This is a genomic window from Thalassospira sp. MCCC 1A02491 (assembly GCF_001613785.1).
Taxonomy (GTDB): domain Bacteria; phylum Pseudomonadota; class Alphaproteobacteria; order Rhodospirillales; family Thalassospiraceae; genus Thalassospira; species Thalassospira povalilytica.
The window spans coordinates 209,984-235,101 of sequence record NZ_LPVX01000031.1 but is presented as its reverse complement, the minus strand read 5'-3'; the positions used below and the strand labels follow the sequence as shown (position 1 = coordinate 235,101).

21 protein-coding genes and 2 tRNA genes are annotated in these 25,118 nt (G+C 54.4%); 6 read left to right on the top strand and 17 right to left on the bottom strand.

Features of this window, described 5'->3' with window-relative positions; translation table 11 throughout:
• Positions 1 to 43 precede the first annotated feature (43 nt).
• The 5 genes from hisD to AUQ42_RS15935 all read right to left on the bottom strand — a co-directional run bounded on the left by hisD (position 44) and on the right by AUQ42_RS15935 (position 4,321).
• The gene (hisD, locus tag AUQ42_RS13500) at positions 44 to 1,339 is read right to left on the bottom strand and encodes a histidinol dehydrogenase (protein WP_068519596.1); all 1,296 of its coding nucleotides are present in this window, start codon (positions 1,337 to 1,339) and stop codon (positions 44 to 46) included.
• Complete coding sequence (hisG, locus tag AUQ42_RS13495; RefSeq protein WP_068519595.1) at positions 1,329 to 1,988, bottom strand: ATP phosphoribosyltransferase; 660 nt, start codon at positions 1,986 to 1,988, stop codon at positions 1,329 to 1,331. The genes hisD and hisG overlap by 11 nt, the downstream gene beginning before the upstream one ends.
• Positions 1,989 to 2,049: 61 nt before the next feature.
• Positions 2,050 to 3,342, bottom strand: a complete 1,293-nt coding sequence (gene murA, locus AUQ42_RS13490; protein ID WP_068519594.1) for a UDP-N-acetylglucosamine 1-carboxyvinyltransferase — start codon at positions 3,340 to 3,342, stop codon at positions 2,050 to 2,052.
• A gap of 82 nt (positions 3,343 to 3,424) precedes the next feature.
• Positions 3,425 to 3,979, bottom strand: coding sequence for a dCTP deaminase (gene dcd, locus AUQ42_RS13485; RefSeq protein WP_062956196.1), 555 nt, complete (start codon positions 3,977 to 3,979; stop codon positions 3,425 to 3,427).
• 180 nt (positions 3,980 to 4,159) lie between these two features.
• Entirely contained in the window at positions 4,160 to 4,321 is a 162-nt protein-coding gene (locus AUQ42_RS15935) for a hypothetical protein (RefSeq protein WP_197460852.1), read from the bottom strand.
• A 200-nt stretch (positions 4,322 to 4,521) separates the two neighbouring features.
• On the opposite strand from AUQ42_RS15935, the gene AUQ42_RS13480 reads away from it, so the two are divergent.
• A tRNA-Thr gene (locus AUQ42_RS13480) sits at positions 4,522 to 4,596 on the top strand.
• Between the two features lie 29 nt (positions 4,597 to 4,625).
• A tRNA-Thr gene (locus AUQ42_RS13475) sits at positions 4,626 to 4,700 on the top strand.
• A gap of 130 nt (positions 4,701 to 4,830) precedes the next feature.
• On the opposite strand, the gene AUQ42_RS13470 is transcribed toward AUQ42_RS13475, so the two are convergent.
• A complete protein-coding gene (locus AUQ42_RS13470) occupies positions 4,831 to 6,114 on the bottom strand; it encodes an oligosaccharide flippase family protein (protein ID WP_068519593.1) in 1,284 nt (427 codons plus the stop codon).
• Positions 6,115 to 6,120: 6 nt separating this feature from the next.
• On the bottom strand, positions 6,121 to 7,152 hold the full coding sequence (locus tag AUQ42_RS13465; RefSeq protein WP_068519592.1) for an NAD-dependent epimerase: 1,032 nt from the start codon (positions 7,150 to 7,152) through the stop codon (positions 6,121 to 6,123).
• A 255-nt stretch (positions 7,153 to 7,407) separates the two neighbouring features.
• On the opposite strand from AUQ42_RS13465, the gene AUQ42_RS13460 reads away from it, so the two are divergent.
• Positions 7,408 to 8,106, top strand: coding sequence for a putative metalloprotease CJM1_0395 family protein (locus AUQ42_RS13460; RefSeq protein ID WP_231856768.1), 699 nt, complete (start codon positions 7,408 to 7,410; stop codon positions 8,104 to 8,106).
• Positions 8,107 to 8,393: 287 nt separating this feature from the next.
• The gene (locus tag AUQ42_RS13455) at positions 8,394 to 9,047 is read left to right on the top strand and encodes a response regulator transcription factor (protein WP_068519590.1); all 654 of its coding nucleotides are present in this window, start codon (positions 8,394 to 8,396) and stop codon (positions 9,045 to 9,047) included.
• A gap of 102 nt (positions 9,048 to 9,149) precedes the next feature.
• Here AUQ42_RS13455 and AUQ42_RS13450 read toward each other — a convergent pair whose 3' ends face one another.
• The 8 genes from AUQ42_RS13450 to AUQ42_RS13415 all read right to left on the bottom strand — a co-directional run bounded on the left by AUQ42_RS13450 (position 9,150) and on the right by AUQ42_RS13415 (position 18,384).
• Complete coding sequence (locus AUQ42_RS13450) at positions 9,150 to 11,105, bottom strand: response regulator (protein ID WP_068519589.1); 1,956 nt, start codon at positions 11,103 to 11,105, stop codon at positions 9,150 to 9,152.
• Positions 11,106 to 11,194: 89 nt separating this feature from the next.
• A complete protein-coding gene (locus AUQ42_RS13445) occupies positions 11,195 to 12,193 on the bottom strand; it encodes an MDR family oxidoreductase (protein ID WP_068519588.1) in 999 nt (332 codons plus the stop codon).
• 105 nt (positions 12,194 to 12,298) lie between these two features.
• On the bottom strand, positions 12,299 to 12,685 hold the full coding sequence (locus AUQ42_RS13440; protein WP_231856767.1) for a YkvA family protein: 387 nt from the start codon (positions 12,683 to 12,685) through the stop codon (positions 12,299 to 12,301).
• Positions 12,686 to 12,723: 38 nt separating this feature from the next.
• A complete protein-coding gene (gene asnB, locus AUQ42_RS13435) occupies positions 12,724 to 14,484 on the bottom strand; it encodes an asparagine synthase (glutamine-hydrolyzing) (protein ID WP_068519587.1) in 1,761 nt (586 codons plus the stop codon).
• A 3-nt stretch (positions 14,485 to 14,487) separates the two neighbouring features.
• The gene (locus AUQ42_RS13430; RefSeq protein WP_068519586.1) at positions 14,488 to 15,534 is read right to left on the bottom strand and encodes a glycosyltransferase; all 1,047 of its coding nucleotides are present in this window, start codon (positions 15,532 to 15,534) and stop codon (positions 14,488 to 14,490) included.
• A 92-nt stretch (positions 15,535 to 15,626) separates the two neighbouring features.
• A complete protein-coding gene (locus AUQ42_RS13425; RefSeq protein ID WP_068519585.1) occupies positions 15,627 to 16,388 on the bottom strand; it encodes a glycosyltransferase family 2 protein in 762 nt (253 codons plus the stop codon).
• The gene (locus AUQ42_RS13420) at positions 16,381 to 17,352 is read right to left on the bottom strand and encodes a glycosyltransferase family 9 protein (RefSeq protein WP_068519584.1); all 972 of its coding nucleotides are present in this window, start codon (positions 17,350 to 17,352) and stop codon (positions 16,381 to 16,383) included. The genes AUQ42_RS13425 and AUQ42_RS13420 overlap by 8 nt, the downstream gene beginning before the upstream one ends.
• A gap of 3 nt (positions 17,353 to 17,355) precedes the next feature.
• Entirely contained in the window at positions 17,356 to 18,384 is a 1,029-nt protein-coding gene (locus AUQ42_RS13415) for a glycosyltransferase family 1 protein (protein ID WP_231856766.1), read from the bottom strand.
• 161 nt (positions 18,385 to 18,545) lie between these two features.
• Here AUQ42_RS13415 and AUQ42_RS13410 point away from each other — a divergent pair, with 161 nt between their 5' ends.
• A complete protein-coding gene (locus tag AUQ42_RS13410; RefSeq protein WP_068519582.1) occupies positions 18,546 to 19,460 on the top strand; it encodes a folate-binding protein YgfZ in 915 nt (304 codons plus the stop codon).
• A 126-nt stretch (positions 19,461 to 19,586) separates the two neighbouring features.
• On the top strand, positions 19,587 to 20,264 hold the full coding sequence (locus tag AUQ42_RS13405) for a hypothetical protein (RefSeq protein WP_156480887.1): 678 nt from the start codon (positions 19,587 to 19,589) through the stop codon (positions 20,262 to 20,264).
• Between the two features lie 47 nt (positions 20,265 to 20,311).
• Here the strand turns inward: AUQ42_RS13405 and ppdK are convergent, their stop codons facing one another.
• Both ppdK and glyS read right to left on the bottom strand, forming a co-directional pair.
• Positions 20,312 to 22,978: a pyruvate, phosphate dikinase gene (gene ppdK, locus AUQ42_RS13400; RefSeq protein WP_068519580.1), complete on the bottom strand. Its 2,667-nt coding sequence runs from the start codon at positions 22,976 to 22,978 to the stop codon at positions 20,312 to 20,314.
• A gap of 75 nt (positions 22,979 to 23,053) precedes the next feature.
• Complete coding sequence (glyS, locus tag AUQ42_RS13395) at positions 23,054 to 25,117, bottom strand: glycine--tRNA ligase subunit beta (RefSeq protein ID WP_068519579.1); 2,064 nt, start codon at positions 25,115 to 25,117, stop codon at positions 23,054 to 23,056.
• Between the last annotated feature and the right edge of the window lies 1 nt (position 25,118).

Below are 25,118 nucleotides of genomic sequence, written 5' to 3'. Positions count from 1 at the left end.
GGCTTTCTCCCTGCGGTCCCCTTACGCGCTGCACTGCAACAGCTTACATCTGGTTTGACCGGATCGCTACTGAAAGTCCGTGTGCCTGCAAACCTTCACTTTCTGCCAGTGCAATTGCGGCCGGCCCGATTTTGGCAAGGCTTTCGGGTGTGCACTTGATCAGCGACGAACGCTTGATGAAGTCCAGAACCCCAAGACCGGAAGAAAACCGTGCCGAACGGGCGGTTGGCAGAACGTGGTTCGGCCCGGCGACATAGTCACCAATGGCTTCCGGCGTATAACGACCCAGGAAAATCGCGCCGGCATGATGAATGTCTTCTGCCAGGGCGTCCGGGTCATCGACCGCCAGTTCAAGATGTTCCGGTGCGATCCGATCCACAAGGACCGGAGCCTGCGACAGATTTTCGACCAAGACAATTGCACCAAAGTCGCGCCAGCTTGCGCCCGCGATTTCTGCACGTGGCAACGTTTCAAGATGCACATCAATGGCTTGTTGCACGCGATCGGCAAACCCGGCGTCATCGGTAATCAGAATCGACTGCGCAACCGGATCATGTTCGGCCTGCGACAACAGATCGGCTGCGACCCAGCTTGGATCGTTGCTGCCATCAGCAACCACAAGGATTTCCGACGGACCGGCAATCATATCAATGCCGACCTGACCGAAAACGCGACGCTTGGCCGCGGCAACAAAGGCGTTGCCCGGACCAACGATCTTGTCGACCGGCTTGATGGTTTCAGTGCCATAGGCAAGGGCTGCAACCGCCTGTGCGCCGCCGATACGGTAGATTTCGTCGACACCGGCAATGCGGGCCGCGGCCAGAACCAGCGGGTTCATTTTGTTGTCCGGGGTCGGCACGACCATGACAAGGCGTTCAACACCGGCCACCTTGGCCGGGATCGCATTCATCAGAACAGATGACGGATAGGACGCCAAACCGCCCGGCACATAAAGACCGGCTGCTGAAACCGCGCGCCAGCGCCAGCCAAGCTCAACCCCGGCTTCGTCGGTGTAACGTTCATCTGCCGGCATTTGCTTGGCGTGATAGGCGCCAATACGTTCGGCAGCCAGTTCCAGCGATTTAAGCAAGTCCGCATCAATATCGGCAATTGCGGCATCAACTTCGGCAGCACTGACCGCCATGCCCTTGGCATCGATATTCAGACGGTCAAAGCGGTTGGTATATTCACAAACGGCGTCGTCACCGCGTGCGCGAACGTCGGCGATGATATTGGCAACAGCGGCATCAACATCGGCATCCGATTCGCGCTTCATGCCCAGAAGCTTGACAAAGTCTTCTTCGAAATTTGCGTCCGTAATGGAAAGCTTAAGCGGCATTGACTACCTCTGAGAAACGGTCGATCCAGGGCTGAATGTCAGTCGGGCGTGTCTTAAGAGCAGCCCGGTTCACAATCAGACGCGATGTCACATCGGCGATATGTTCAATCTCGCGCAAGCCATTGGCCTTAAGCGTATTACCGGTCGAAACAAGATCGACAATACGACGACACAAACCAAGCGTCGGGGCCAGTTCCATCGCACCATTAAGCTTGATGCATTCGGCCTGCACACCGCGGGCTGCAAAATGGGTCCGGGTTACGTGCGGATATTTGGTGGCAACACGAACATGCGACCAGCGTGACGGATCATCGCCATCAATCATGTCTTCGGGTTCGGCAACAGCCAGACGGCAATGCCCGATATTCAGATCCAGCGGCGCGTAAATGTCGGGATAGTCGAATTCCATCAGGACATCATTGCCGCATACGCCGATATGGGCGGCACCAAAGGCAACAAAGGTTGCAACATCAAAACTGCGAACACGAATGATATCGATATGCGGATGATTGGTGGCAAACCGAAGTGCCCGGGATTTCGGATCATCAAATGCCGCTTCCGGTTCGATCCCTGCGGACCGGACCAGTGGCATCACCTCGTCAAGAATGCGCCCCTTAGGCAGGGCGAGCACCAACTTTTCGTCACTCATAAATCAGTCGCCTTACGCGTTTGTCTGTTGTCCCGATCGCTGTGCGATCACCACCGGCAAATCAGGCCGGAACGCGGACACGTTCGATTTGCGCCCCACAGGCCGCAAGTTTTTCTTCAAGCCGCTCATAGCCGCGATCAAGATGATAGACACGGTTAATAACCGTCTCGCCCTCGGCTGCCAAGCCCGCAAGCACCATGGATACCGATGCACGCAGATCGGTTGCCATCACTTCGGCACCTGACAGCTTTGCACTACCGCGTACGATTGCGGATCGGCCATGCACATTCACATCCGCCCCCATGCGTCCCAGTTCGGGCACATGCATGAAGCGGTTTTCAAAAATGGTCTCGGTAATCATCGAAGCGCCATTGGCAACCGACATCAGCGCCATGAACTGGGCCTGCATATCGGTCGGGAACCCCGGATAGGGTTCGGTCATGACATCAACACCGCGAAGGGTCGCACGGTTACCCCGTACTTTCATGCCGTCAGCAGTTTCTTCAATCTCGACGCCGGCCTTGCGCATCGCATCAACCAGGCTTTCGATCAGATCCATGCGGGTTCCGGTCAACTCGATCTCACCGCCGGTGATGGCCGCTGCAATCGCATAGGTGCCGGTTTCAATACGGTCCGGTACAACAGAATATTCCGCACCATGCAGGCGCGGTTTGCCTGTAACTTTCAGGGTGTCAGTGCCAATGCCCTCAATCTCCGCCCCCATTGCAACAAGGCAATGGGCAAGATCCGCGACCTCTGGTTCGCGGGCAGCATTGGCAATCGTGACAACTCCATCGGCAAGCGATGCCGCCATCAGCGCATTTTCAGTCGCCCCGACGGAAACCTGCGGGAACAGGACATGCCCGCCTTTCAGGCCTTCGGGTGCGCGGGCTTCGATATAGCCCTCTGTAAGGTGGATTTCAGCCCCCATGGCTTCGAGTGCCTTGAGATGCAAGTCAACCGGCCGGTTCCCGATCGCACAGCCCCCTGGCAGCGATACGCGCGCAATGCCGCAACGTGCAACGATCGGACCCAATACCAGAACCGATGCCCGCATTTTACGGACCAGATCATAAGGTGCCGTGGTCGAGATGATTTCCTTGGCGGTCATTTCCAGAACGCGGCCAGTGTGCCCGCCATTGGGCGCATGCCCGTTCAGATGCAACGCAACACCATGCTGAGCGAGAAGATTCGCCATCGAAGTGATGTCCGCCAGATGCGGCAGGTTGGAAAGGGTCAGCGTTTCATCTGTCAGCAGGGATGCCGCCATCAGGGGAAGTGCCGCGTTTTTGGCGCCGCCAATTGCAATTTTGCCCTGCAACCGGCGACCACCGGAAATCTTGATCTTGTCCATTCAATCCTCTTTGTGCTGCGCTTGCTCGCGCAGCGAACGCGCGTCTTGGCATCTTGATGCCAGATTGGTTGCCATGCCTTTATCACAGACGCGGCAATGTGACACCTTTTTGGCCCATATATTTCCCTGCGCGATCCGCATAGGAGGTATCGCATTCGCTTTCGGCTTTCAGGAAAATGAACTGGCAGGCCCCTTCATTGGCATAGATGCGTGCCGGAAGCGGTGTCGTGTTCGAAAATTCCAGCGTCACATGCCCTTCCCATTCGGGTTCAAGCGGGGTGACATTGACGATGATGCCACAGCGGGCATAGGTCGACTTGCCCAGACAGATCACCAGCGTGTCGCGCGGAATGCGGAAATATTCCACCGTGCGCGCCAGGGCAAAACTGTTGGGCGGGATCACGCAAACATCGGTCTGGCGATTGACAAACCCGTCATCGGAAAATTCCTTGGGATCGACAATGGCCGAGTCGACATTGGTGAAAATCTTGAACTCGTCGGCAACACGGGCGTCATAGCCATAGGAACTGACACCATAGGAAATCACACCATCGCGTTTGAAACCGTCAACAAACGGCTCGATCATGCCTTTTTCCTGCGCCATCTGGCGTATCCAGTGATCCGGTCTTACCGACATAGTGCCACCCCTTTGTTGCGAAACAGTCCCTGTGCTTTTCAGCACCTTCGGTTTTACCCGTGCCTGACCTTCAAGATCAACCAAACGATACGCCGTTACACGCTTTATGGCTGCCTGGTGCGATCGCACCGCTTTGGGGCCGGCGATAACGGGTGGCAGCTTCGCAACCTAGTTACCGTGCTACTCGTTCGAACTGCCTTTGGTATCAGAGTCGCCAGAGCTCTCCTTGCGCGATCGCTGCTGTTGCTTGCGCTTGGCCAGATTGGCACGAAGAGCTTCGGCCTCACGCTTGAGGCGTTCTTCATTCACCGCCGGGCGGATATCGGATTTCTTTGTAGTCATGGTTCGATTTGGGTTCCGGTGTGCGTACGGGTTCAATCCTTGGACCTGTTATAAAACAGCAGGCGAAAAATTACAGCCGATCTTGACGAAAACAGGGCGAAAAGCAGCCTTGGACAATCATTCGGAAAACTTCGCATATTTCGGGCTTGACCAATTGCTGATCCGTGGCCTATAACCCGCCCGCACCGCATGGGGCATACGCTGCTGTAGCTCAGGGGTAGAGCACTCCCTTGGTAAGGGAGAGGCCGGGAGTTCAAATCTCCCCAGCAGCACCATCCCCCACCGGACTGCCTGATGATATCGGGCTGCTGTAGCTCAGGGGTAGAGCACTCCCTTGGTAAGGGAGAGGCCGGGAGTTCAAATCTCCCCAGCAGCACCATTTCCCCCAAATAGATCGCCAATGATGGCAAATGCCTGATGCGCTGCAGTTCGCAGAAATCGCATCATCACTTCTGGTGCGTTCGACAACGCCAGCAGACTTTGCGCTATGGCGAAAGCGAGCTGACAGGTTACCGGGCGACCAAATAGCGCAATGACAGTACCGTCGGATCCACCCCAAGCGTCTTACGACACAGGATTGCAAGGATTAGTGGATAACCGGCAACAGACACCGCGGCGATGACAACGCCACCCAACATGCCGACCTGAAGCATGGCAACAGCCAAACCAATTACGGTCAATCCTGCCCATACAGAAACAATTTTTGTCATTGCCCTGTGGATGCCCGTCATATTGAGCAGCGCAACACTTGGTCCGCACGCGGCCTGAACCGCATAGGCAATCAGCATCATCCGTAAATAAGGGACAGCACCGGTATAATCGTTACCAAACAGCGACAGCAATTCCGGCGCGAAGATAAAGAAAGCACCGCAAACAGGCACTGCCACCAGCAAGGAAAAGCCCGTCGCGCGTGAAACCAGGGACTGCAATTCCCAGGTATCATCTTTGGCCATTGCCCTCGAAAGAAACGGTGCCACGACAGAATTCACGGCCGTCAAGGCAAAGGCCACAAGCATCGCCAAACGAATGACCGCGCCAATTTCGCCGGCATCAAATGCGGATAATAGGACACCTGCCAGCACGACAGGCGACTGGTTCAGCAGTGCGATGGAAAGTTGGGAAAACAGAACATTCAGACCAAGCTGAAGCCAAAGTCGAATGTCTGCCATCCTTGGATGAAAGGTGCTGCGCCATTTGATGTGCCCACCCCTGATTACAAGGCAAAGCGCCGATACCGTCGCAACACTTAGTGCAATGGCATAAGAACTGACGACACTAAGCAGGGTCAGTTCCCCATGCAGCCAAAAATAGAGCGAAAGAAGACAAACGGCAAAGATCAGGGGCCTTACGACGGCCTCCCCCACTACCGCGCGTGAAACATTGGCATCAGCACGAATTGCGCCCTGCAATACCGAAAGAATGACAGCCAACGGCAAGCACACACCAGCCGCAAACCCGATTTCAAGACTATAGTTTCTGAAATGGACCAGAATGGTCGCCAGGGCTATACCGCCAAGGATCGACAACAGAGCTGCGAACGCCAGAACAAAGCGCTGCATGCCACTGACAAGCTGCCGTTTTCCTTCTTCACGATATTTGGGCAAGAACCGGACAATCGCGGTATCCATGCCGAACGTTACGACAGGAGCAGCCGAGATAATCAACCCAAGTATGACCGAGAAGAAGCCAAAAAGATCCTTGCCGCCATAGCGCGAGACAAACACGCTGGCCAGAAACATCATGCCCGCCGAAAACGCATTGGCGAACAGCACGAAGATCGCGGCAAATTTCAAGTTATCTTACCCGTAAAAAGACCGGTACCATTCAACAAAGTTGCCGATCCCGGTTTCAATCGATGTTGCCGGTTTGAAGCCGACGGCATCGGTCAGCGCTTCGACATCGGCATAAGTCGCCGGCACATCGCCATCCTGCATCGGCAGCATATTCTTTTCGGCCGTAACGCCCAATGCCTTTTCGATGGTCTCGATCATATACATCAGTTCGACCGGGCTGTTATTGCCGATATTGAACACACGATACGGCGCGGAACTGGTCGCCGGATCGGGTTTGGCCGAATTCCAGTTCGGATTTGGTTGGGCAACCGTGGAAATACAACGGTAAACACCTTCAACAATGTCATCGATATAGGTGAAATCACGCCGCATTTTGCCTTCGTTAAAGACGTTGATCGGACGCCCTTCAAGAATGGCCTTGGTAAACAGGAACAGGGCCATATCCGGGCGTCCCCACGGACCATACACCGTGAAGAAACGAAGACCCGTCGTCGGCAAGCGATAGAGATGGCTATAGGTATGCGCCATCAGCTCGTTTGCTTTTTTGGATGCTGCGTAAAGGCTTATCGGGTGATCGACATTGTGATGCACGGAGAAAGGCATTTCCGTGTTCATGCCATATACCGAGCTGCTTGAAGCATAGACCAGATGCTTCACATTATTGTGGCGACACCCTTCAAGAATATTGGTGAAACCGACAAGGTTCGCATCGATATAGGCATGCGGATTTTCGATTGAATACCGCACCCCGGCCTGTGCAGCCAGGTTCACAACATATGTCGGTTTTTCCGTTGCAAACAGATCCGCGATACCCTCGCGGTTTTCAAGGTCCATACGCACAAATTTGAAACCGGGCTTACCTTCCAGACGGGCAAGTCGTGCTTCTTTCAGGTTAACATCATAATAGTCATTGACGTTATCCAGTCCGACGACGGTTGATCCCTGCTCCAGCAATTTCAGGCAAAGGTGAGAACCAATAAAACCTGCTGCGCCCGTAACGAGTACTTTTTCGTTGGCGGGTATAACAAAGTCGGACATATGCGTATGAATTCCTGATTGAATTGATTGCAGCGACGATTACCGTACCGCCGAAATTTGGCTTTCCTGATATCAGCAAGCCACACGCTGCGCAAGACATGAGCGCCCCCACACCGGCATTGGAATCCGGTGCAAGACTCCGTGCGCATTTTCTGATAACCTGCGATGTATAGTCTTTTGCGTTCAAACTTGGAAACCACTTCGACATCAATGATTGCAGCGGGCCAAACCATAGCAAATCCGAATAGCGGCGGAATGGGCGTAATCCTGAATGTTCGGGAAATCGCGCAAACGTCTGACGGGCGGGTTCTGGCCGAATATGAAGCAGTCGAAGTCCAGAAAAATTCCCGATCAGGAACTGCTGCCTCCCCCTATTCCATCGGGGGAGAGGATAATAACAGCCTGCGGACGCGCATCGTTGATCCAAGAACATTGACCGAAGCACAGGCCGTCGCCGGTGGCGTAAGCCGGGCCGAGTATCGCGACGCTGTCAAAACCAATGAAGAAAATGGTGACACTTCTTCTGCAACTTCAAACAGCACAGACCTTGATCCCGCAGAAAAAGCCGTTGTGTCACAATTGCAGGCACGGGATTCTGCCGTGCGTCAGGAAGAAGAGGCCCATGCGGCCGCAGCAGGCCCATATGGATCGGCCCCGCAATATACCTATCAAATAGGCCCGGATGGCAATGCCTATGCTATCGGGGGGCATGTTGATGTCAGCGTTTCGATGTCGGGCAGCAAGGCCGACCGTGATCGCGCACTGGCGACATTGCAGAACGCCGCCCTTGCGCCGAATGCGCCTTCTGGTGCTGACATGGCGGCCTTCCGACAGGCCAGCCTGCAGCGGGCCACCAGCAACGACGACAGCCCTGTGTTCTCAGCGGAAGAATCCGCGACAAAAAATGCACGCGCCGATAGCATCGACCAGCCAAGCCTTTCGATTTCCGTCTGATTTCCAACCTCCGGAAATGGCCTTGCGCCTCCCACATACTATGCAATATGGGATAAAACATTGACTCCCGCACAAGCTGACCTATCTGATCGAATAGTTGAGGCTTTCAGAAACTATCCTGCCGTTTGACACGACCCCGGTTTTGTTGAATGCTGCGCACGCGTCCGGGGGGGACGCTTGAATTATAATCTAACTATTGCGCGTAACCGTGTCGTCAGTACGGGGAGCGTTTCCGGGGCCAATCATCAGATGTCAGAGCTTCGGACAAGAACGGGTACTGCATAAAAATGAACATCCTGCTAGCAGACGACCACGATCTCGTCAGAGACGGGATTACTTCCTTCCTTAAAATCGCAGCGCCGGAAGTTGAAGTCGCGCAGGCGAAGGATTTCGCAGAAGCACTTGCCGTCGTTGACGGGGAAACAGACGTTGAGCTGACAATCCTTGATCTCAACATGCCGGGCATGAACGGTTTGTCGGGGTTGACGGTCATGCGCCAGAAGCATCCGGAGATTCCTGTCGTGATCTTGTCAGGCTCGGTAAAGCGCAGCGACGTTCTGAATGCTCTTGAGCATGGTGCATCAGGGTATCTCCCCAAAACATTGTCAGGCAAATCGCTGATCAATGCGTTGCGCCTGATCCTGTCAGGGGAGAAATACATTCCTTCTGCATTGCTTGAAGATGACGGCTCGCAAATCCGTCCTGGCGAAATTGATCTTGAAGGCCTTGCACCCGACAACCCCCTGCGTCAGCTAACCAATCGTGAACGTGAAGTTCTTGGCCTGTTGACCAAAGGGCTTTCCAACAAGGAAATCGCCAAGCAGCTTACGGTTCGTGAAATCACGGTCAAAGTCCATCTGACCGGCATTTTCAAGAAACTTGGCGCGGCCAATCGTACACAGGCTGTCAAAATTGCCATGCAGCTTGGTTGGGAAGCCTAAAAGCAACCAGCCTTTTGCCCGATATCAAATACAAAAAAGCCCGGCTACAACCGGGCTTTTTCTTTGACCGGATCCTGGACTACTTCAGCATCTACTCTGGCATCATTGAATACAGACTTCCGACAATTCATCCAGAATACCCAGAAGCTCCTTGAGGTTGAGTGGCTTGGACATCACCATCACCGGGGCATCGGCACCATCATCGTCTACCGGACGCTCTGCATCGCCGGGATGCCCGGTCATCACGATAACCGGCAATGCCGGGTCGCGGCTGCGCAGTTCCTTGACCAGGGCATTGCCGTCCATTTGTGGCATCCGGATGTCTGTAATCAGAATATTGGGCTGCACCACCGCTGCAAGTGCCAGCGCATCTTCACCATCACTGGCCGCAGAAACGTTATAGCCCTGTGCTTCGAGATATCCCGATATGATTTCCATGGCGTCAACTTCGTCATCCACCACCAGAATTCTGATATTCTGACGCGCTTCCGCATTCAATCCCGTGTCCCCGCCCGGATGTTCTTCCGGCTCATATTCCGTCTGGTCTGCATCGCTTGCATCAAAGCTGACGATGGGAAGTGTCACTTCAAAACAGGCACCATCACCTTCGTTCCTGACATCGATCTTGCCGCCCATTGCTTCCACAATGCCAAAACTGACCGACAGCCCAAGGCCCGTGCCCTTTCCAACATCCTTTGTTGTGAAGAACGGATGGAACAACAGATCAATGGCGGCTTCGGGAACACCACCGCCATTGTCATTCACCGCCAGCTTAAGCACCTGATTGGTCTTATCGACCATGGCGCTGACCCGGATAAGACCGCCGATATTTCCATCATCGCCATTTTCGTTAATCGCGTCGCGGGCATTGGTCAGCATGTTGACAAGAACCTGCTCAAGCTGAACCTGACGACCATTGACCAGACAGGCCTGAGCAGGTGGCACCACTTCGATTTCAATGCCCGAAAGCCGGCAGTCATGTTCAATCATGTCCACCGAACTTGCCACAGCACGCATCGGATCGAACGGCACGAAGTCATCATCATCGGGCCGGCTGTAGATCTGCAGATGCTTGATGATTTCCGACATGCGTTCGGTCTGGCTGCTGATCAGCGCCAGTCTTTCATGCTGAAAGGCTGGCTTGACCGCATCAAGATCATATTGAAGCGCACAGGTATCGGCCGCCATGCGAATAACATTCAGCGGCTGGTTCATTTCATGGGCAACAGAAGCCGCCATTTCACCAAGGGTCGCAAGCTTGGACGTCTGGACCAGTTGGCGTTCGATTTTGCGCTTCTCGGTAACGTCTTCGGCCAGCATCAGCATGGCCGGCGCCCCTTCATGGGTAAATGCAATGGCGGAAACTTCGAGTTCCACATTATCGCCCGCCGGACGCTGACACATGATGGTGAAATCTGCGCGCCCGGTGTATCCATCCCTGTAACGGGCAATATATTCGCCCAGCGTTTCCTTGCTTGCCGGATGAACCATTTCCATAAAGGAACGACCGATAAGGGCTGCACTATCGTCTGCGCCAAGGATCGAAAGCCCCTGCTGGTTGATATAGGCGATTTCTTCCCCGCTCAGGATGGAAATCAATTCGGGGGCAAGTTCAACCAGTTTGCGGTAACGTTCTTCACTTTCCTTAAGGGCACGCTCGGCGCGTGATCGCTCAATCGCATAGCGGATGGACCGGCGAATGGTGCGACCGTCCGGGAATTCCTTGGTCAGATAATCTTCGGCACCATGCTGAAGCGCCTCGAAAGCCAGTTCTTCATCCTTGTGTCCGGTCAACACAACAACCGGTGCTGTGTTGGCACAGTCCCTGATACGGCTGATGGTCGTCACGCCTGAAGAATCCGGTAATGTCAGATCCAGCAAAACCACATCAAAAACCGCATCAGGGCCCTCTCCGTTCAGAACGGCCATGGCGGAAGTCAGATCGCTGCGATGTTCAATATCAAACGGCTCCCCGGTCTCCTCAAGGAGTGTGCGGACAAGAAACGCATCACCGGGGTTATCTTCCACAAGAAGAATGCGAAACCGTTGTTCAAGCATCAGATTGACTTCCAGCTAACAAATTGAGGGGCCCCGTTTACCGGAAGTACCGATCGGGAACCTGCTGATTCTGCATGGTTTTGACCTTACTAGCAATCCTGCACGTCAATCAGAACTCGACCTTTAACCTGACCTTTCAGGATTTTCTCCCCCCAGGGCAGAATTTCGGACAAGGCAACCTTGGTCGTCGCGGCGGACAAATGATCGGGCGGCAATTGTCTGGCAAGGCGTTCCCAAGCCTTCACACGATAGTCATAGGGACACATCACCGAATCAATTCCGATCAGCCGAACCCCGCGCAACAGGAACGGTATGACCGTAGCCGGAAGATCCGGACCACCGGCAAGACCGCATGCAGCCACCACACCGTGATACTTCATTTCTGACAATACATGTGCAAGTGTGCTGCTGCCGACGCTGTCAATCGCCCCAACCCATTTCTCGCTTAGAAGCGGCTTGCTGGTATCGGTCAATTCGTTGCGATCAACGATTGTCGTTGCGCCCAGATCACGAAGATACTGATGTGTTTCGGCACGCCCGGTCGATGCGGCAACCCGGTATCCCAGCGCCGCCAATATCGAAACCGCAACTGACCCGACACCCCCGGCAGCACCGGTTACAAGAACCTCACCATCCTGATCAGGTGAAACACCCTGCTCCTCAAGGGCCATGACCGCCAGCATGGAAGTGAAGCCGGCCGTGCCGATGGCCATGGCCTGATCCGCCCCCAACCCGTTTGGCAGCGGAACCAGCCAATCCGCCTTGACCCGGGCATATTGAGCATAGCCACCCCAGTGGGCCTCACCCACGCGCCAGCCGGTCAGGATGACCTCATCGCCCGGTTTATATCGCCGGTCTGTTGATGAAACGACCTCACCGGAAAAATCGACACCAGGCACATGCGGATAGGATCGAACAAGGCGTCCCAGTCCGTTCAGGATCATGCCATCCTTGTAATTAAGGGTCGACCATTTCACCCGAACCAGAACATCACCTTCTGGCAAATCTTCTGTCGTCAGATTTTTGAAACTGGCCGAAACGGACTTGTCCTGCTGATCAAGAACCAATGCACGGAATGTATCACTCATGACTTTCTTCCCTGTCTGACGGTTTTTATGACCAAAGGTTAGTCTTCGTTCCCTACCCCGTCAAACCTGCTGTCCGGATCATGACAATTGTGTCAGTCGACAGTGTCACTCGGCCAACCCCGGCTGGGTGGGCGAGACCGGGTATTGGGCATCCCCCCAAATGGCAATGACAACTATCGCCACGACAAGAAGCAAAAGGTAAAGCCAGACCCGACGCGTCGATTTCGCAGCACGCTGATCGAAAGAAGCAACATCGTCCTGGATCGCTGGTGGCAAACTTCGATAGGACAACCACCCCAGCAACGGCACAATGACAAGATCATCAAGCCAGCCAATACCAACAAGAATATCAGGCAAAAGATCGACCGGACTGATCAAATAGACCAATCCGCCAAGCAGCAAAGCTTTCGACTTCCAGCTGACATCCCCTCGAAAAAGGGTCCGCAAAAGATTTGGGACAATCATCCAGACTGAAGATCTGATCTTGGGCATAGCCGCCTCCTGTCCTAAATCAGGGTTGGGTGCAGTCTCTAGGGTGCCAGTGTTTCAAACACATCTTTTTCCGGAGCATGGCCCAAAACATTGGCCTGATGCCACAGCGCATAGAAAAGAAGATGCCAGCAAGCCGCACCTTCGCGTTTTCCCGGTGTATTGAACAGCTTTTCGACCTTTGACGGGTCCGCGATTTCAAGTATGCCCGCCTGATTGGCAACCAAAGGTCCCAGATGCTTACCCTGTCCTGAAATCCATTCTGCAACCGGCACAGTAAAGCCACGTTTTTTCGCAAATGGATGGGCCATCGGCAAACAGCGTTCCAGCCAGCTGCGCAGCAGGAACTTGCCAACTCCCTTGCGAACTTTAAGACGATCTGGCAACTGATAGGCAAATTCGGCAACCATCGGATCCAGGAACGGTGTTCGCCCTTCAAGCCCGTGCGCCATCAGCATACGATCAAGCTTGATCAACAAGTCATTTGGCAACCAGTCGGAACAATCAACAGCCTGCGCTACCGCGAGTCTCGAACGCTTTCCGCGGTTTTCGCGACTTTCCGATGCAGCAATCCCGTCGCGCCATCCTTCAAGCACATCGGGACGCAATACATCAATCTTGTCGAACGTCCCCTTGGACCGCATTACGCGCCCGCCCAGAAGAAGCGGTCGCATCACGGAACGGTACCGCCCATACCCGCCAAACAGCTCATCCCCGCCTTCGCCGCACAGCACGACCTTGAAATCGCGTGCGGCTTCGCTGGCCAGTTTGTAGGTTGGAAGAATTGCGTAATCTGCAACGGGATCATCCATCCGCGCAGCAACTTCCGGCAGAAGCGTCCAGAAATCACGTTCCGAGAACATGACCTCGATATGATTGGCGTTACAGGCCTTGGCAACATCACGCGCAATTTCTCGTTCATCATGCACGCTTGATGCTTCAAACGCTGCTGTATAGGCCGTTACCGGACGCTCATTCAGCCGGTGCATCATGCCAAGCAACGATGCACTATCAACGCCGCCTGAAAGGAACATGGCGTAATCGACGTCTGATCGTTGATGCACCCTGACGGATTCTTCGAACACACGGTCCCAGTCGGTCAACGCTGCTTCAAGATGTGTGCCGACCGAAGCACTGTCCCCAAGAACCTGACGACGGCGACGATCAATGATCCGACCATTGCTCAGCACAATGGTCTCGCCTGGCAGAAGCCGCTTGATCCCGTCAAAAATCATATCGCTGCCGGTTGTGAATTGAACCTGCAATAATTCGGAACGGGCATCTGCACGCACATCCCGACCAACCAGACCAGCCGCGATCAATGCCTGTGCTTCGGATGCGAAGGCGAAATATTCCGGCGTTTCGACATAGTAAAGCTGTTTGATGCCAAACGGATCGCGGCACAGAACAACCTGGTTCTCTACAGCATCATGAATGGCAAAGGCATACATACCGCGCAGGGCATCAAAGCCGTCAATATTGTCACGGGCATAGACCCGAAGTGCTGTTTCGCTGTCTGAACGGGTCTTGAAACTGGCTTCACACAGGCTTTTGCGCAGCTCGACATAGTTGTAAATCTCGCCATTGGCGACCAAGGCACTGCCATTTTCATGATAAATCGGCTGATCACCGGTATCGAGATCAATAATCGCAAGACGCGTCTGAATGAAGCCAACGGGCCCCTTTACATATCGCCCCTCGCCATCAGGCCCGCGATGCCCCAACGCCGTGCAAAGACGGTCCATCTTGGACATGGGCACGGCGGAACCGTCACGCACAATAATTCCTGCGATACCTGACATAGACTAGCCCTGACTTCGCATAATTGTCTGAGTTTTCAGCAAAGTTCGATACAAGTCGACGGTTTTTGTGATCATGTGATCAAAGGTAAACTCTTGCGATGCAGTCTCGAATGCGCTTTCGCATTTTGCTTTCCAAGCATCAATATCTGCGATCCATCGAACAATTTGCTCTCTCATGACATTGATATCATGTGATAAAATCAAATCAGGATCCAGCACCTCGTTTGCAACCGGCACGTCAGTCGACAGTACCGGACAGTTGCATAAAAGCGCCTCCGCGACCACGTAGGAAAAGCCTTCACGACGAGAAGAAACAATCACACCGTCAGCGGCCTTCAGATAGTTCGGGACATGTTCGCTCCTGCCAAGAAGCTTAACGCGATCTGCCAGTGCGTGCGTCCTTATCATATCTTCGAGTTCCCCTTCGAGTGGTCCCTCTCCAATAATGTATAAATTCGCATCAATTGAAGCCCATGCCTCAATCAGCCGATCAAATCCTTTAGCCTCAACCAGTCTTCCGATCGCCAGAAAATGCGGGCGTCCCTGACTTGTCAAATCTTCATGCGGGTTAACTTCACGAAAGCTCGGTAGACCGTGATAGATTGTCGTAACACGATCCGATCCGATATCTTTGCTAAGCGCCTTGCTTACACCGATTGCCCAATCAAGCTTGCGAAATGCCCGCACATTTTTTTTTTGATTGTGAAGGGTTCCAACTGTGGCACAAGCATTTGGTAAAAACGGCAGGATCAAAGCCAACATCTGCGCAGCTTTACTGCCTTGCGCATGAATAATATCGAACTTTCCCGCACGTAAAGTACGTATCAATTCAAGAAGAACCAACGGGTTCCTGCGATTTCCATCAAGTGAGAGTGTAACAGGGCGCACCCCTTTTGGAACCCTCGGCGCGACAGCGCTTGTTGTAAGGAAAGAAACCTGGTGGCCCTGCGCAACCAACCCTGAAGCCAAATCGCACGCATGCCGCTCCAGGCCACCGTTGCCCGTGCTCGCAACCACTTGCGCAATATTAAACGTTTTGTCTTCATTCATATCGGGTAACACAACTTGCCAGTTACGAGCTCTGTAAACAGGGTATCTGCAGGTCGGCCGGATTGAAGCCGGCCAAACAGCGATATGCAAAATTATTCGTCATAGCGGGCTTTGAGATAGGAAATCATCGGAAACAAGGCCGCCAGAAGCGCGATTAAAAAGCCCATCCCGCCTTCCTTGTATCCTTTGCGCGATACGAAACAGCGCCAGAAGCGCGAAAAAATCCGCCGGAAATTATGACGGAATGTTCCGATATTCCCGCTTGCCCGCAAATCTGCGGCACGCGCATTGGTGTAGCTATCAAGCCGACGGATCATGTCCGAGATATTGCGATCCACAAAATGCACCAAGGCACCATTCAGTTTCGGTCCCTGCCGCCCGGTCATTTTGATTGCCGGGTGAACCCGTTGGTCACCCCATACCTTGTGCCCCTTGCGGAAAAGGCGCCAAACGGCAGACGTCCCAAATGACGCCCCCCAGCCATATCGCACCAACCGTTTGCCAACATAATTGTCGACCGGGATCAGATAACGGTCATAAGCGCCGCTATTGACCGCCTTGCGGATTGCGATGGCCAGCTCCTCGTTGACATGTTCGTCGGCATCCAGCTCGAAAATCCAGTCGCCGCTTGCTTCTTCGATTGCCTTGTTACGACGATGCCCTTCGATATCCCAACTGCCAATAACAGTTTTGGCACCAAACTCTTTGGCAATTTCCTCGGTTCGGTCATTACATTTGTCGCAGACCACAACAATTTCGTCGGCAAAGCTGACCTTTTCCAGACAGGCTGCAAGACGCTTTTCCTCGTTATGGGCGCACAGAACAACTGAAATACGCGGTGCTGCATCAGTCATTGTTTTTTCCTGCAAGACGATGTTCCGTAACCAGTTGGGTTGCGGCTTTGACAACCTTTTCGACCGGCAATGTTTCCATCAGGTTTTCTTGGGAAAACCGGCTGGTGCGGTTCTCGATAATCTTGTCGTACGACCAGTCAGTCCGAACAGCGCGGCCCCATTCGGCGAATGGACGATAATGTTCATCACGCGATGGACCAAACAATCCCAGTGTCGGACATCCGGACGCCGCAGCCATATGCATAAGGCCCGAATCATTCCCGAGATACAGATCGGCACGCTCCAGACAGGCCATGACAGTCAACAGGCTTTCCGTTCCAAAGATTTCCGAACACCGTCCATCTGGAATGGAACTGATGACTTCCTCTGCCATTTCGCGTTCATTGGGTGCACCAACCACCATAACATGGGCGTCTTCAAGTACAGCCCCCTTCCCGGTCAGGGTCGCAACCGTTTCGATGAAACGTTCCTTGTGCCAGGTCTTGCCAACCCAGTTCGAGGTCGGCCCGACAATCAAGAGCGAACCTTTGATATTGCCAAGCAACGCGTCGGCACGGTCCCGGCTTTCCTGATCGATCCAGATTTTTGGCAAAGGCGGCGGAGTGACATCAATCAGCGCACCAAGTTGCTCAAGCCGATGCAAATTGTCATCATTGCCTTTTTGCACCACCCGCTTCCACCCTGGCAACACATAGGCCGTGGCACTGCCGCGCAAATCGACAATCACATCCCACCAGTTCAGAACAACCGACTTCCAGAGCTTCCACCAGTGCCCGCCGCGTTTTTGCTTGGGCATTTCGATGATGCGTTCAAGGTTCGGAACGGCCTTGAAGATGGGTGCGGCGACCGGGCCACAGGCGACCGTCACGCGAATACCGGGAAAGGTTTCGACATAATGGCGCAGGACAGAAGTCGACAGCACCGCGTCGCCAAGACGGTTGGACGTGATAAACAGAAGACGCACGGCTTAAAGTTTCTCCAGCTCGCCTGCAACATGGATCCATTCGCGGCGATCATTCCGCGCAGCTTCGGACTGGTTGGCAAAGAATGCGCGGTCGGTCAGAAGCTGGGCTGTGATATTTCCGTATGCGGCTTCGTCCGGAACGATATAGCCGGTCTTGCCGTCCTCGATCCGGCTTCGGGCAATCCCGCCATAGGAAACAACCGGCGTTGCCGCACCAAGCGCGTCAACGATCCATTGTCCGACATTGTCGCTGCCGTATTTGCCGTGATGCAGGAACGCACGCGCATTCGCAACCGTTTCGGCCATGTCGGCTTCGGGCTTGGGATGATAGACCCGCACACCCTTGTCAATGGCACCGCCGACCAGATCAAGGATGTCATCGGAAACATCATCATTCTCGCCTGCCATTGCCGTAAACAGGTCATATGCATACACTTCAAGGATCGCATTCGGTGCCTTGGGCGCGACATAGGCATCCCAGATACGAATGATCTGGGCAATACCGGTTTTGGTATTGGCAACCGTCACCGCCAGTTCATCGCGCGATTCAAATGCCCAATGCATGTTCGACGCCATGGTGAAGGCAGCTGTTGCGCCCGGTTTCACCACGATCGGCTTTTTGGCAAGGTCCGCATCAAATGATTTGGCCTGGGCATCATCGGTAAAGATGACCTGTACTTTCTTTTCCTGAAGCACCAATCGCACTTCATCCGCATTCAGTCGCGCCGGATCACCGTCAAACCACAGAACAACCGTGGCATTTGCCGGTACCGAAGGATGGCTGAGCAAAGCAGGATCGCGCCAGACAATAACAGTATTGGCCGCATCGCCACCAAAAGGCGGCAATTGGGCATCAAGTTGTCGCCATGCTACACCGCTTGCATCCTTGTCGATACCGCCGTTGCGGCGCGCTTCGACCTTGTGACCACGGGCAACAAGGGCCTCGGCCAGCGCAATGAAAGCACGTTGGCAGGTTCCCAGCGGGCGGGCTTCGCGATCCTTGGGATCAAAGCCGATTGAATGATCAAGCATCAAGATTTTCATAAGTTTGGTTCTATCTGCTCACAGGCGTTTTATGAAGGGTTTTCTTGCAGATCGTGCGGGCTTTATCCCCGCAGTCTACCCTTGCGAAATTTAGCTGATTGCCCCACATTTCGCCCAAACAAATCCGACAGATCGGAGCCAATACGATTATGAGTGAGTCTTTTTACGCCGTTCTGAGTGATCGCGCCGTCATCCGCGTGAGCGGACCGGACCGCGTCAGCTTTCTGCAAGGGCTGGTGTCAAACAATGTCGAAACCGTTTCTGCCACCAAATCGGGATATGGCGCCCTGCTGACACCGCAGGGGAAATTCCTGTTTGATTTCTTTGTCTATCAACAGGATGAGGACAGCCTTCTTCTGGAATGCGAACGCGGTGAAAATGGCGAACGCGCCGCCGAACTGTTCAAGAAACTGCGCATGTATAAACTGCGCGCAAAGGTCGAACTGACCGATGTCACCGACAGTTACGACGTTATCGCCATTTTCGGCAAAGATGCCCTTGCGAACCTGTTTACCGACACGACACCGGGTACGACCGGACGCATTGCCAATGGCATCAAGGCTGTTGACCCGCGCCTGAGCGCAATGGGGGCCCGCATCTTGCTGCCCAAGAATGAGCTGGCTGAAATGGCAGCAATCGGCGCATCGGAAAGCGATGAAGAATCCTATCATCAGCTTCGCGTTTCACTTGGCCTGCCCAATGGCAGCGAAGAACTTGAGATCGAAAAATCCATCCTGCTTGAAAACGGCTTTGAGGAGCTGGGCGGGGTTGATTTCAAAAAAGGCTGCTATATGGGCCAGGAACTGACAGCGCGCACCAAATATCGCGGCCTTGTGCGCAAGCGCCTGTTGCCGATCTCGGTTGAGGGCCCGGCACCGGAAGCCGGAACCATCATTATGAACGGTGACAAGGAAGCTGGAACCATTCGGTCTGTGCACGGGAATGGCGGTCTTGCCCTGATCCGTCTGGAACGGGTTGGCGATGATGCCGACCTTGTTGCCGGCGATGCAAAAATCACGGTTCATGTTCCGGGCTGGGTCAAACTGCCCGAAACTGCGGCATAATCCACCCATCACGTGATCGCAAAATTTTGCAACCGGGCCCCGAATTCGGGGCCCGTTTTGTTTTCAAACCTGTTCGAAAGGGGTAATAACCCCTATGTTAAGGCCGGAACAAAACAGGTAACCGGAATGAAACTGCGTCACGCAGCCCCGCTTTTGATCGCATTGTTTTCTGCGCTTTACGTCATGGCGACATCGCCAAACATTGCATTGGCACAGCAAACGCCGCCGGGCATCAGCGACAGGCCGGTTCCGGATATGTCAATCGACGAAACCACCGCGGAACTTGCCACCATCACACAGATCTATAACCGTAAGGGCAAAGAGATCAAACAGATGGCCCAAGGCGTTCTGTTGCGATTCTATCCGCAAAAGATCGTGCCGTGTGGTGCAATCGTGACCACGGTTCGCGACTGCATTGATCATGAATGGCCGGATCTGAAAAATTATCCTGGTCACTTTCTCGGACCGCATGAACAGCCACCACTGAAGCCAACCCTGGCACAGGCGCGGATGACAGAGGAAAACTATTTCGATGCGGTTGAGCGCCTGAACATGTTGTTGCGTGCGGTACGCTATGAAAGCACGCTTAAACCCGAAACCCGGTACCGCGCCCATATGAACGAGGTCATCGAACGCATGACCTATTTGCAGGAAGAAGAATTCCACCGCGCGGCCCTGTACGAAAAAATGTTCAAGATCGGTGGTATTGTGCTGCTGCTTCTCGGGCTGTCGGTTGGCGGGATGTTGATCATGAAACACATCGCCCACCGCAACGACCCGGATTCAGAAACCGGTCATAAATAACGGCGGCAAGTTTCCCTGCCGCCGTCTGAACTCAGTCCCGATCGCGCCTATTTGCGACCAAGGGCCGCCTGTGCTGCTGCCAGGCGTGCAATCGGCACGCGGTATGGCGAACAGGATACGTAATCAAGCCCCTGTGCCTCGCAGAACGCGATGGATGACGGATCACCGCCATGCTCCCCGCAGATACCAAGCTTGATGTCCCCTCGGGTCGCACGACCACGTTCTGCTGCAAGCCCGACCAGTTCGCCAACACCTTCCTGATCAAGGGATACGAACGGGTCGCCTGCAAAGATATCCTTGGCGATATAAGTATCGAGGAAACGCGATGCGTCATCACGTGACAGACCAAAGGTCGTCTGGGTCAAATCGTTGGTGCCAAAGCTGAAGAATTCGGCTTCTTCGGCGATTTCACCGGCACGCAGGGCTGCGCGCGGCAGTTCAATCATGGTGCCCACAAGGAAGTTCAGCTTTGCCGATTTTTCGGTTTCGACATCGGCCGCAACCCTGATGATGGCAGCTTTGAGGATTTCGAGTTCCTTTTTGCCGACAATCAGCGGGATCATGATTTCCGGGATCACCGGATCACCGCCATCCCTTGAAACTTCGATCGCGGCTTCAAAGATCGCACGCGCCTGCATTTCATATATTTCCGGATAACTGATGCCAAGACGGCAACCACGATGCCCCAGCATCGGGTTGGCTTCGGCAAGATCAAGCAAGCGACGCTTAACGATGGCCTCGGACACACCGGCCGCATTCGCCACCTCGGCAATTTCGGCATCACCATGCGGCAGGAATTCATGAAGTGGCGGATCGAGCAGACGGATCGTCACCGGAAGCCCTTTCATGATCCGGAACAGATCAATGAAATCCTGCCGCTGATAAGGCAGAAGCTTGTCAAGGGCGGCACGACGACCCTGTTCTGTTTCAGCCAGGATCATCTCACGCATGGAAATGATACGTGCCGGATCAAAGAACATATGTTCGGTACGGCAAAGACCGATGCCTTCTGCGCCAAAACCACGTGCGGTTTCGGCATCATCCGGGGTTTCAGCGTTGGTGCGGACCTTAAGACGACGCACGCCATCGGCCCATTCCATCAACTGCGAAAAATCACCAGACAGATCGGGCTTAAGGGTCGCGACTTCGCCCAGCATGACTTCGCCGGTGCTGCCATCAAGGGTGATGACATCCCCTTCTTTCAGGGTAACACCGCCGGAAACCATAGTCTTGTTGGCATAGTCGATCTTGATCGTTCCGGCACCGCAAACGCACGGCGTTCCCATCCCGCGTGCCACAACGGCGGCGTGACTGGTCATGCCACCGCGTGATGTCAGGATGCCCTCGGCGGCATGCATGCCCGCGATATCTTCCGGGCTGGTTTCAATACGCACCAGAATGACCTTGCGGCCTTTGTTCGAAACCCATTCTTCGGCTGCCTCGGCAGAAAACACGATCTGACCGGATGCCGCCCCCGGCGATGCCGGAAGTCCCATGCCGACAACCTTGCGTTCCGCATCCGGATCAAGGGTCGGATGCAGCAACTGATCAAGCTGGGCAGGATCGACACGGCGCAATGCGTCTTCCTGGGAAATCACGCCATCGCGGCACATTTCAACGGCAATGCGAAGGGCAGCCTTGGCGGTGCGCTTACCCGCCCGGGTCTGAAGCATGTAAAGCTTGCCCGATTCAACAGTGAATTCCATGTCCTGCATGTCGCGGTAATGGGATTCAAGCTTATCACGGATATCACAAAGTTCGGCGAACACACGCGGCAGGGCTTCTTCCATCGATGTCAGATCAGAACCGGATTCTTCGCGTTCGATCTTGGTCAGCGGTGCGGGGGTGCGGATACCCGCAACCACATCTTCGCCCTGCGCATTGATCAGATATTCACCATAGAACCGGTTTTCCCCGGTCGACGGGTTGCGCGAGAAGCAAACACCGGTCGCGCAATCATCGCCCATATTGCCAAAGACCATGGCCTGAACGTTGACAGCGGTCCCCCAGCTTGCCGGGATGTTGTGCAAACGGCGATAGGTGTTGGCACGTGCATTCATCCAGCTGCCAAATACGGCGCCAATCGCGCCCCAAAGCTGTTCGCGCGGGTCCTGCGGGAATGGGGCGTCGAGTTCGCTTTGGACTTTCTTTTTGAATTGTTCAACGACTTCGGCCCAGTCATCGGCACCCATTTCGGTATCAAGGGAATAGCCCTTGTCTTCCTTGTGAATTTCAAGGATTTCTTCAAAATGGTAATGGTCAACGCCGAGAACGACGTCACCATACATCTGAATGAACCGGCGGTAGCTGTCATAGGCAAAGCGACGGTCGCCGGAAACGGTTGCAAGGCCTTCAACGGTTTCGTCATTCAGACCAAGGTTAAGAACCGTGTCCATCATGCCCGGCATCGAAGCACGGGCACCGGAACGCACGGAAACAAGAAGCGGGTCCTTGGCATCGCCAAATTTACGCCCGACCAGCTTTTCAACAGCGGCCAGCGCATTTTCCACTTCGGCATCAAGACCATCCGGGTAGGCACGGTCATTGTCATAAAACGCCGTGCAAACTTCGGTTGTAATGGTAAAGCCGGGCGGAACAGGAAGTCCGAGATTGCTCATCTCGGCAAGGTTCGCGCCCTTGCCGCCCAGAAGTTCACGCATATCCGAACGGCCTTCGGCGCTACCGCCACCGAAACCGTACACCCATTTGGTCATCTTGCCTTTTCCTCATCTGGTCAAGGCCCCTTTTGGGCCTCCCCGGATGGGGAAAGCCCCGCAACCTTGACCTATTTACGATTCGATCTTCGAGAAGTCGGCAATGTCATGCAACGCAGTGCGAATTTGCGCCAACAGCTTAAGACGGTTGGCACGTTCGTCTGCATTGTCACTATTTACCGTGACCTTTTCGAAGAATGCATCGACCGGTTCACGCAACCGCGCAAATTCGGCCATAGCCGCGGCATAATCCTCGTCACGCAGAAGTGGCAGGGCCTTATGCCGGACATCAATGAGCGCCTCATACAGCTTGCGTTCTTCTTCCTCGCGCAGAAGAGATGCAGAAACGTCCGCGTCATAGGACGTATTGTCCTTTTTCTCTTCAATGCGCAGGATGTTGGACGCGCGCTTGTAGCCGGCCATAAGGTTGACGCCGCTTTCACCAGAAACAAAATCGGAAAGCGCTTCAACACGGGCCAGCAGGCGGACAAGATCGTCCTCGCCATCCAGTGCAAACACGGCTGAGACCAGATCATGGCGCACACCCTGTTCACGCAGATGGACTTTCAGGCGGTCTGCAAAGAAGGCCAGAAGGTCTTCGACCGCCGCGTCACGACGAATGGCTGCCGGATACTGGGAAACGGCAAATGCAAATGCGCGACGCAGCGGCAAACGCAAGCCGTTTTCCAGAACCAGACGGATGACACCCAGTGCCGCACGACGAAGCGCAAACGGGTCTTTTGAACCGGTTGGCTTTTCATCGATGGTAAAGAACCCGGCAAGGGTATCGAGCTTCTCTGCCAGTGCCACCGCGACCGAAACCGGGGCCGTCGGGCAAGTATCCGACGGGCCGGCAGGTGCATAATGTTCGGCAATGGCATTGGCGACTTCCGGGGCTTCGCCGTCATTTTCGGCGTAGTATTTACCCATCAGTCCCTGAAGTTCGGTGAATTCGAACACCATCTGCGACACCAGATCGGCCTTGCCGATTTCTGCCGCACGGTCTGCCAGTTTGACATCGCAATTCGGAATGTCGGCAGACAGTTCACGCGCGAGGCCCCGCAAACGCAATACGCGATCGGCAAGTGATCCAAGTTTGGCGTGGAAGACGATGTTATCAAGTTTCGGCAGACGCGATTGCAGCGTCACTTTCCGATCCTGATCCCAGAAGAATTTGGCATCATGGAGACGCGCACGCAGAACACGCTCGTTACCGGCGATGATTTTGGCGTTGTTGTCCGCAGTCACCATGTTGGAAATCGTGATAAAGCGCGCGGCAAGTTTGCCGTCCTTGTCTTCAACAACGAAATATTTCTGATGTTCACGCATCGAGGTTTCCAGAACCTCGCGCGGGATGTCCATGAACTGGTCGTCAACCTTGCCCATGACCGGAACCGGCCATTCAACCAGACCACAAACCTCTTCAAGAAGACCATTGTCTTCAAGAAGCTCATATCCTTCGGCAGCGGCCAGTTTTTTGGCACCTTCAAGGATAACCTGCTTGCGCTCTTCACGGTCAATCATGACCTTGGCCGCGCGCAGTTTTTCCTTATATTCCACAGCATTGGCAACGCTGAATTCCGCCGGCGCCAGGAAGCGATGACCACGTGTGCTGTCACCAGCCGTTACCGGACCATAGGTTACCGGGATCACCTTGCCGTCAAACAGGCACAGGATACGGTCAAGCTGACGAACCCAGCGGACTTTCTGATCAGCCCAGCGCATGGATTTCGGCCATGGCAGTTTGTTCATCGCGTCTTCGATGATGTCCTTGATCACCTCGGATGCCGGGCGGCCTTTCTGCTCGACAATTGCAAACAGGAAGACACCCTTGGGCGTTTCGCGCTTTTCGCACTGTTCAAGGGTCACGCCGTTGCCGGCAAGGAACCCGCTGATGGCCTTTTCCGGCGCATCGGCACGCGGACCGCGGCGTTCTTCGCGCAGGTCAGGCTGCTTTTCCGGCAAACCGTCAATGATCAGCGCCAGACGACGCGGGGTCACAAGTGCCTCGACATTATCAAATGCAAGGTCGGCGGCTTTCAGGCCATCCGTCACCAGTTTCGACAGGTCTTCGCTTGCACGGGCCTGCATACGGGCCGGGATTTCTTCGGAAAACAGTTCAAGCAGCAACTCGGCCATA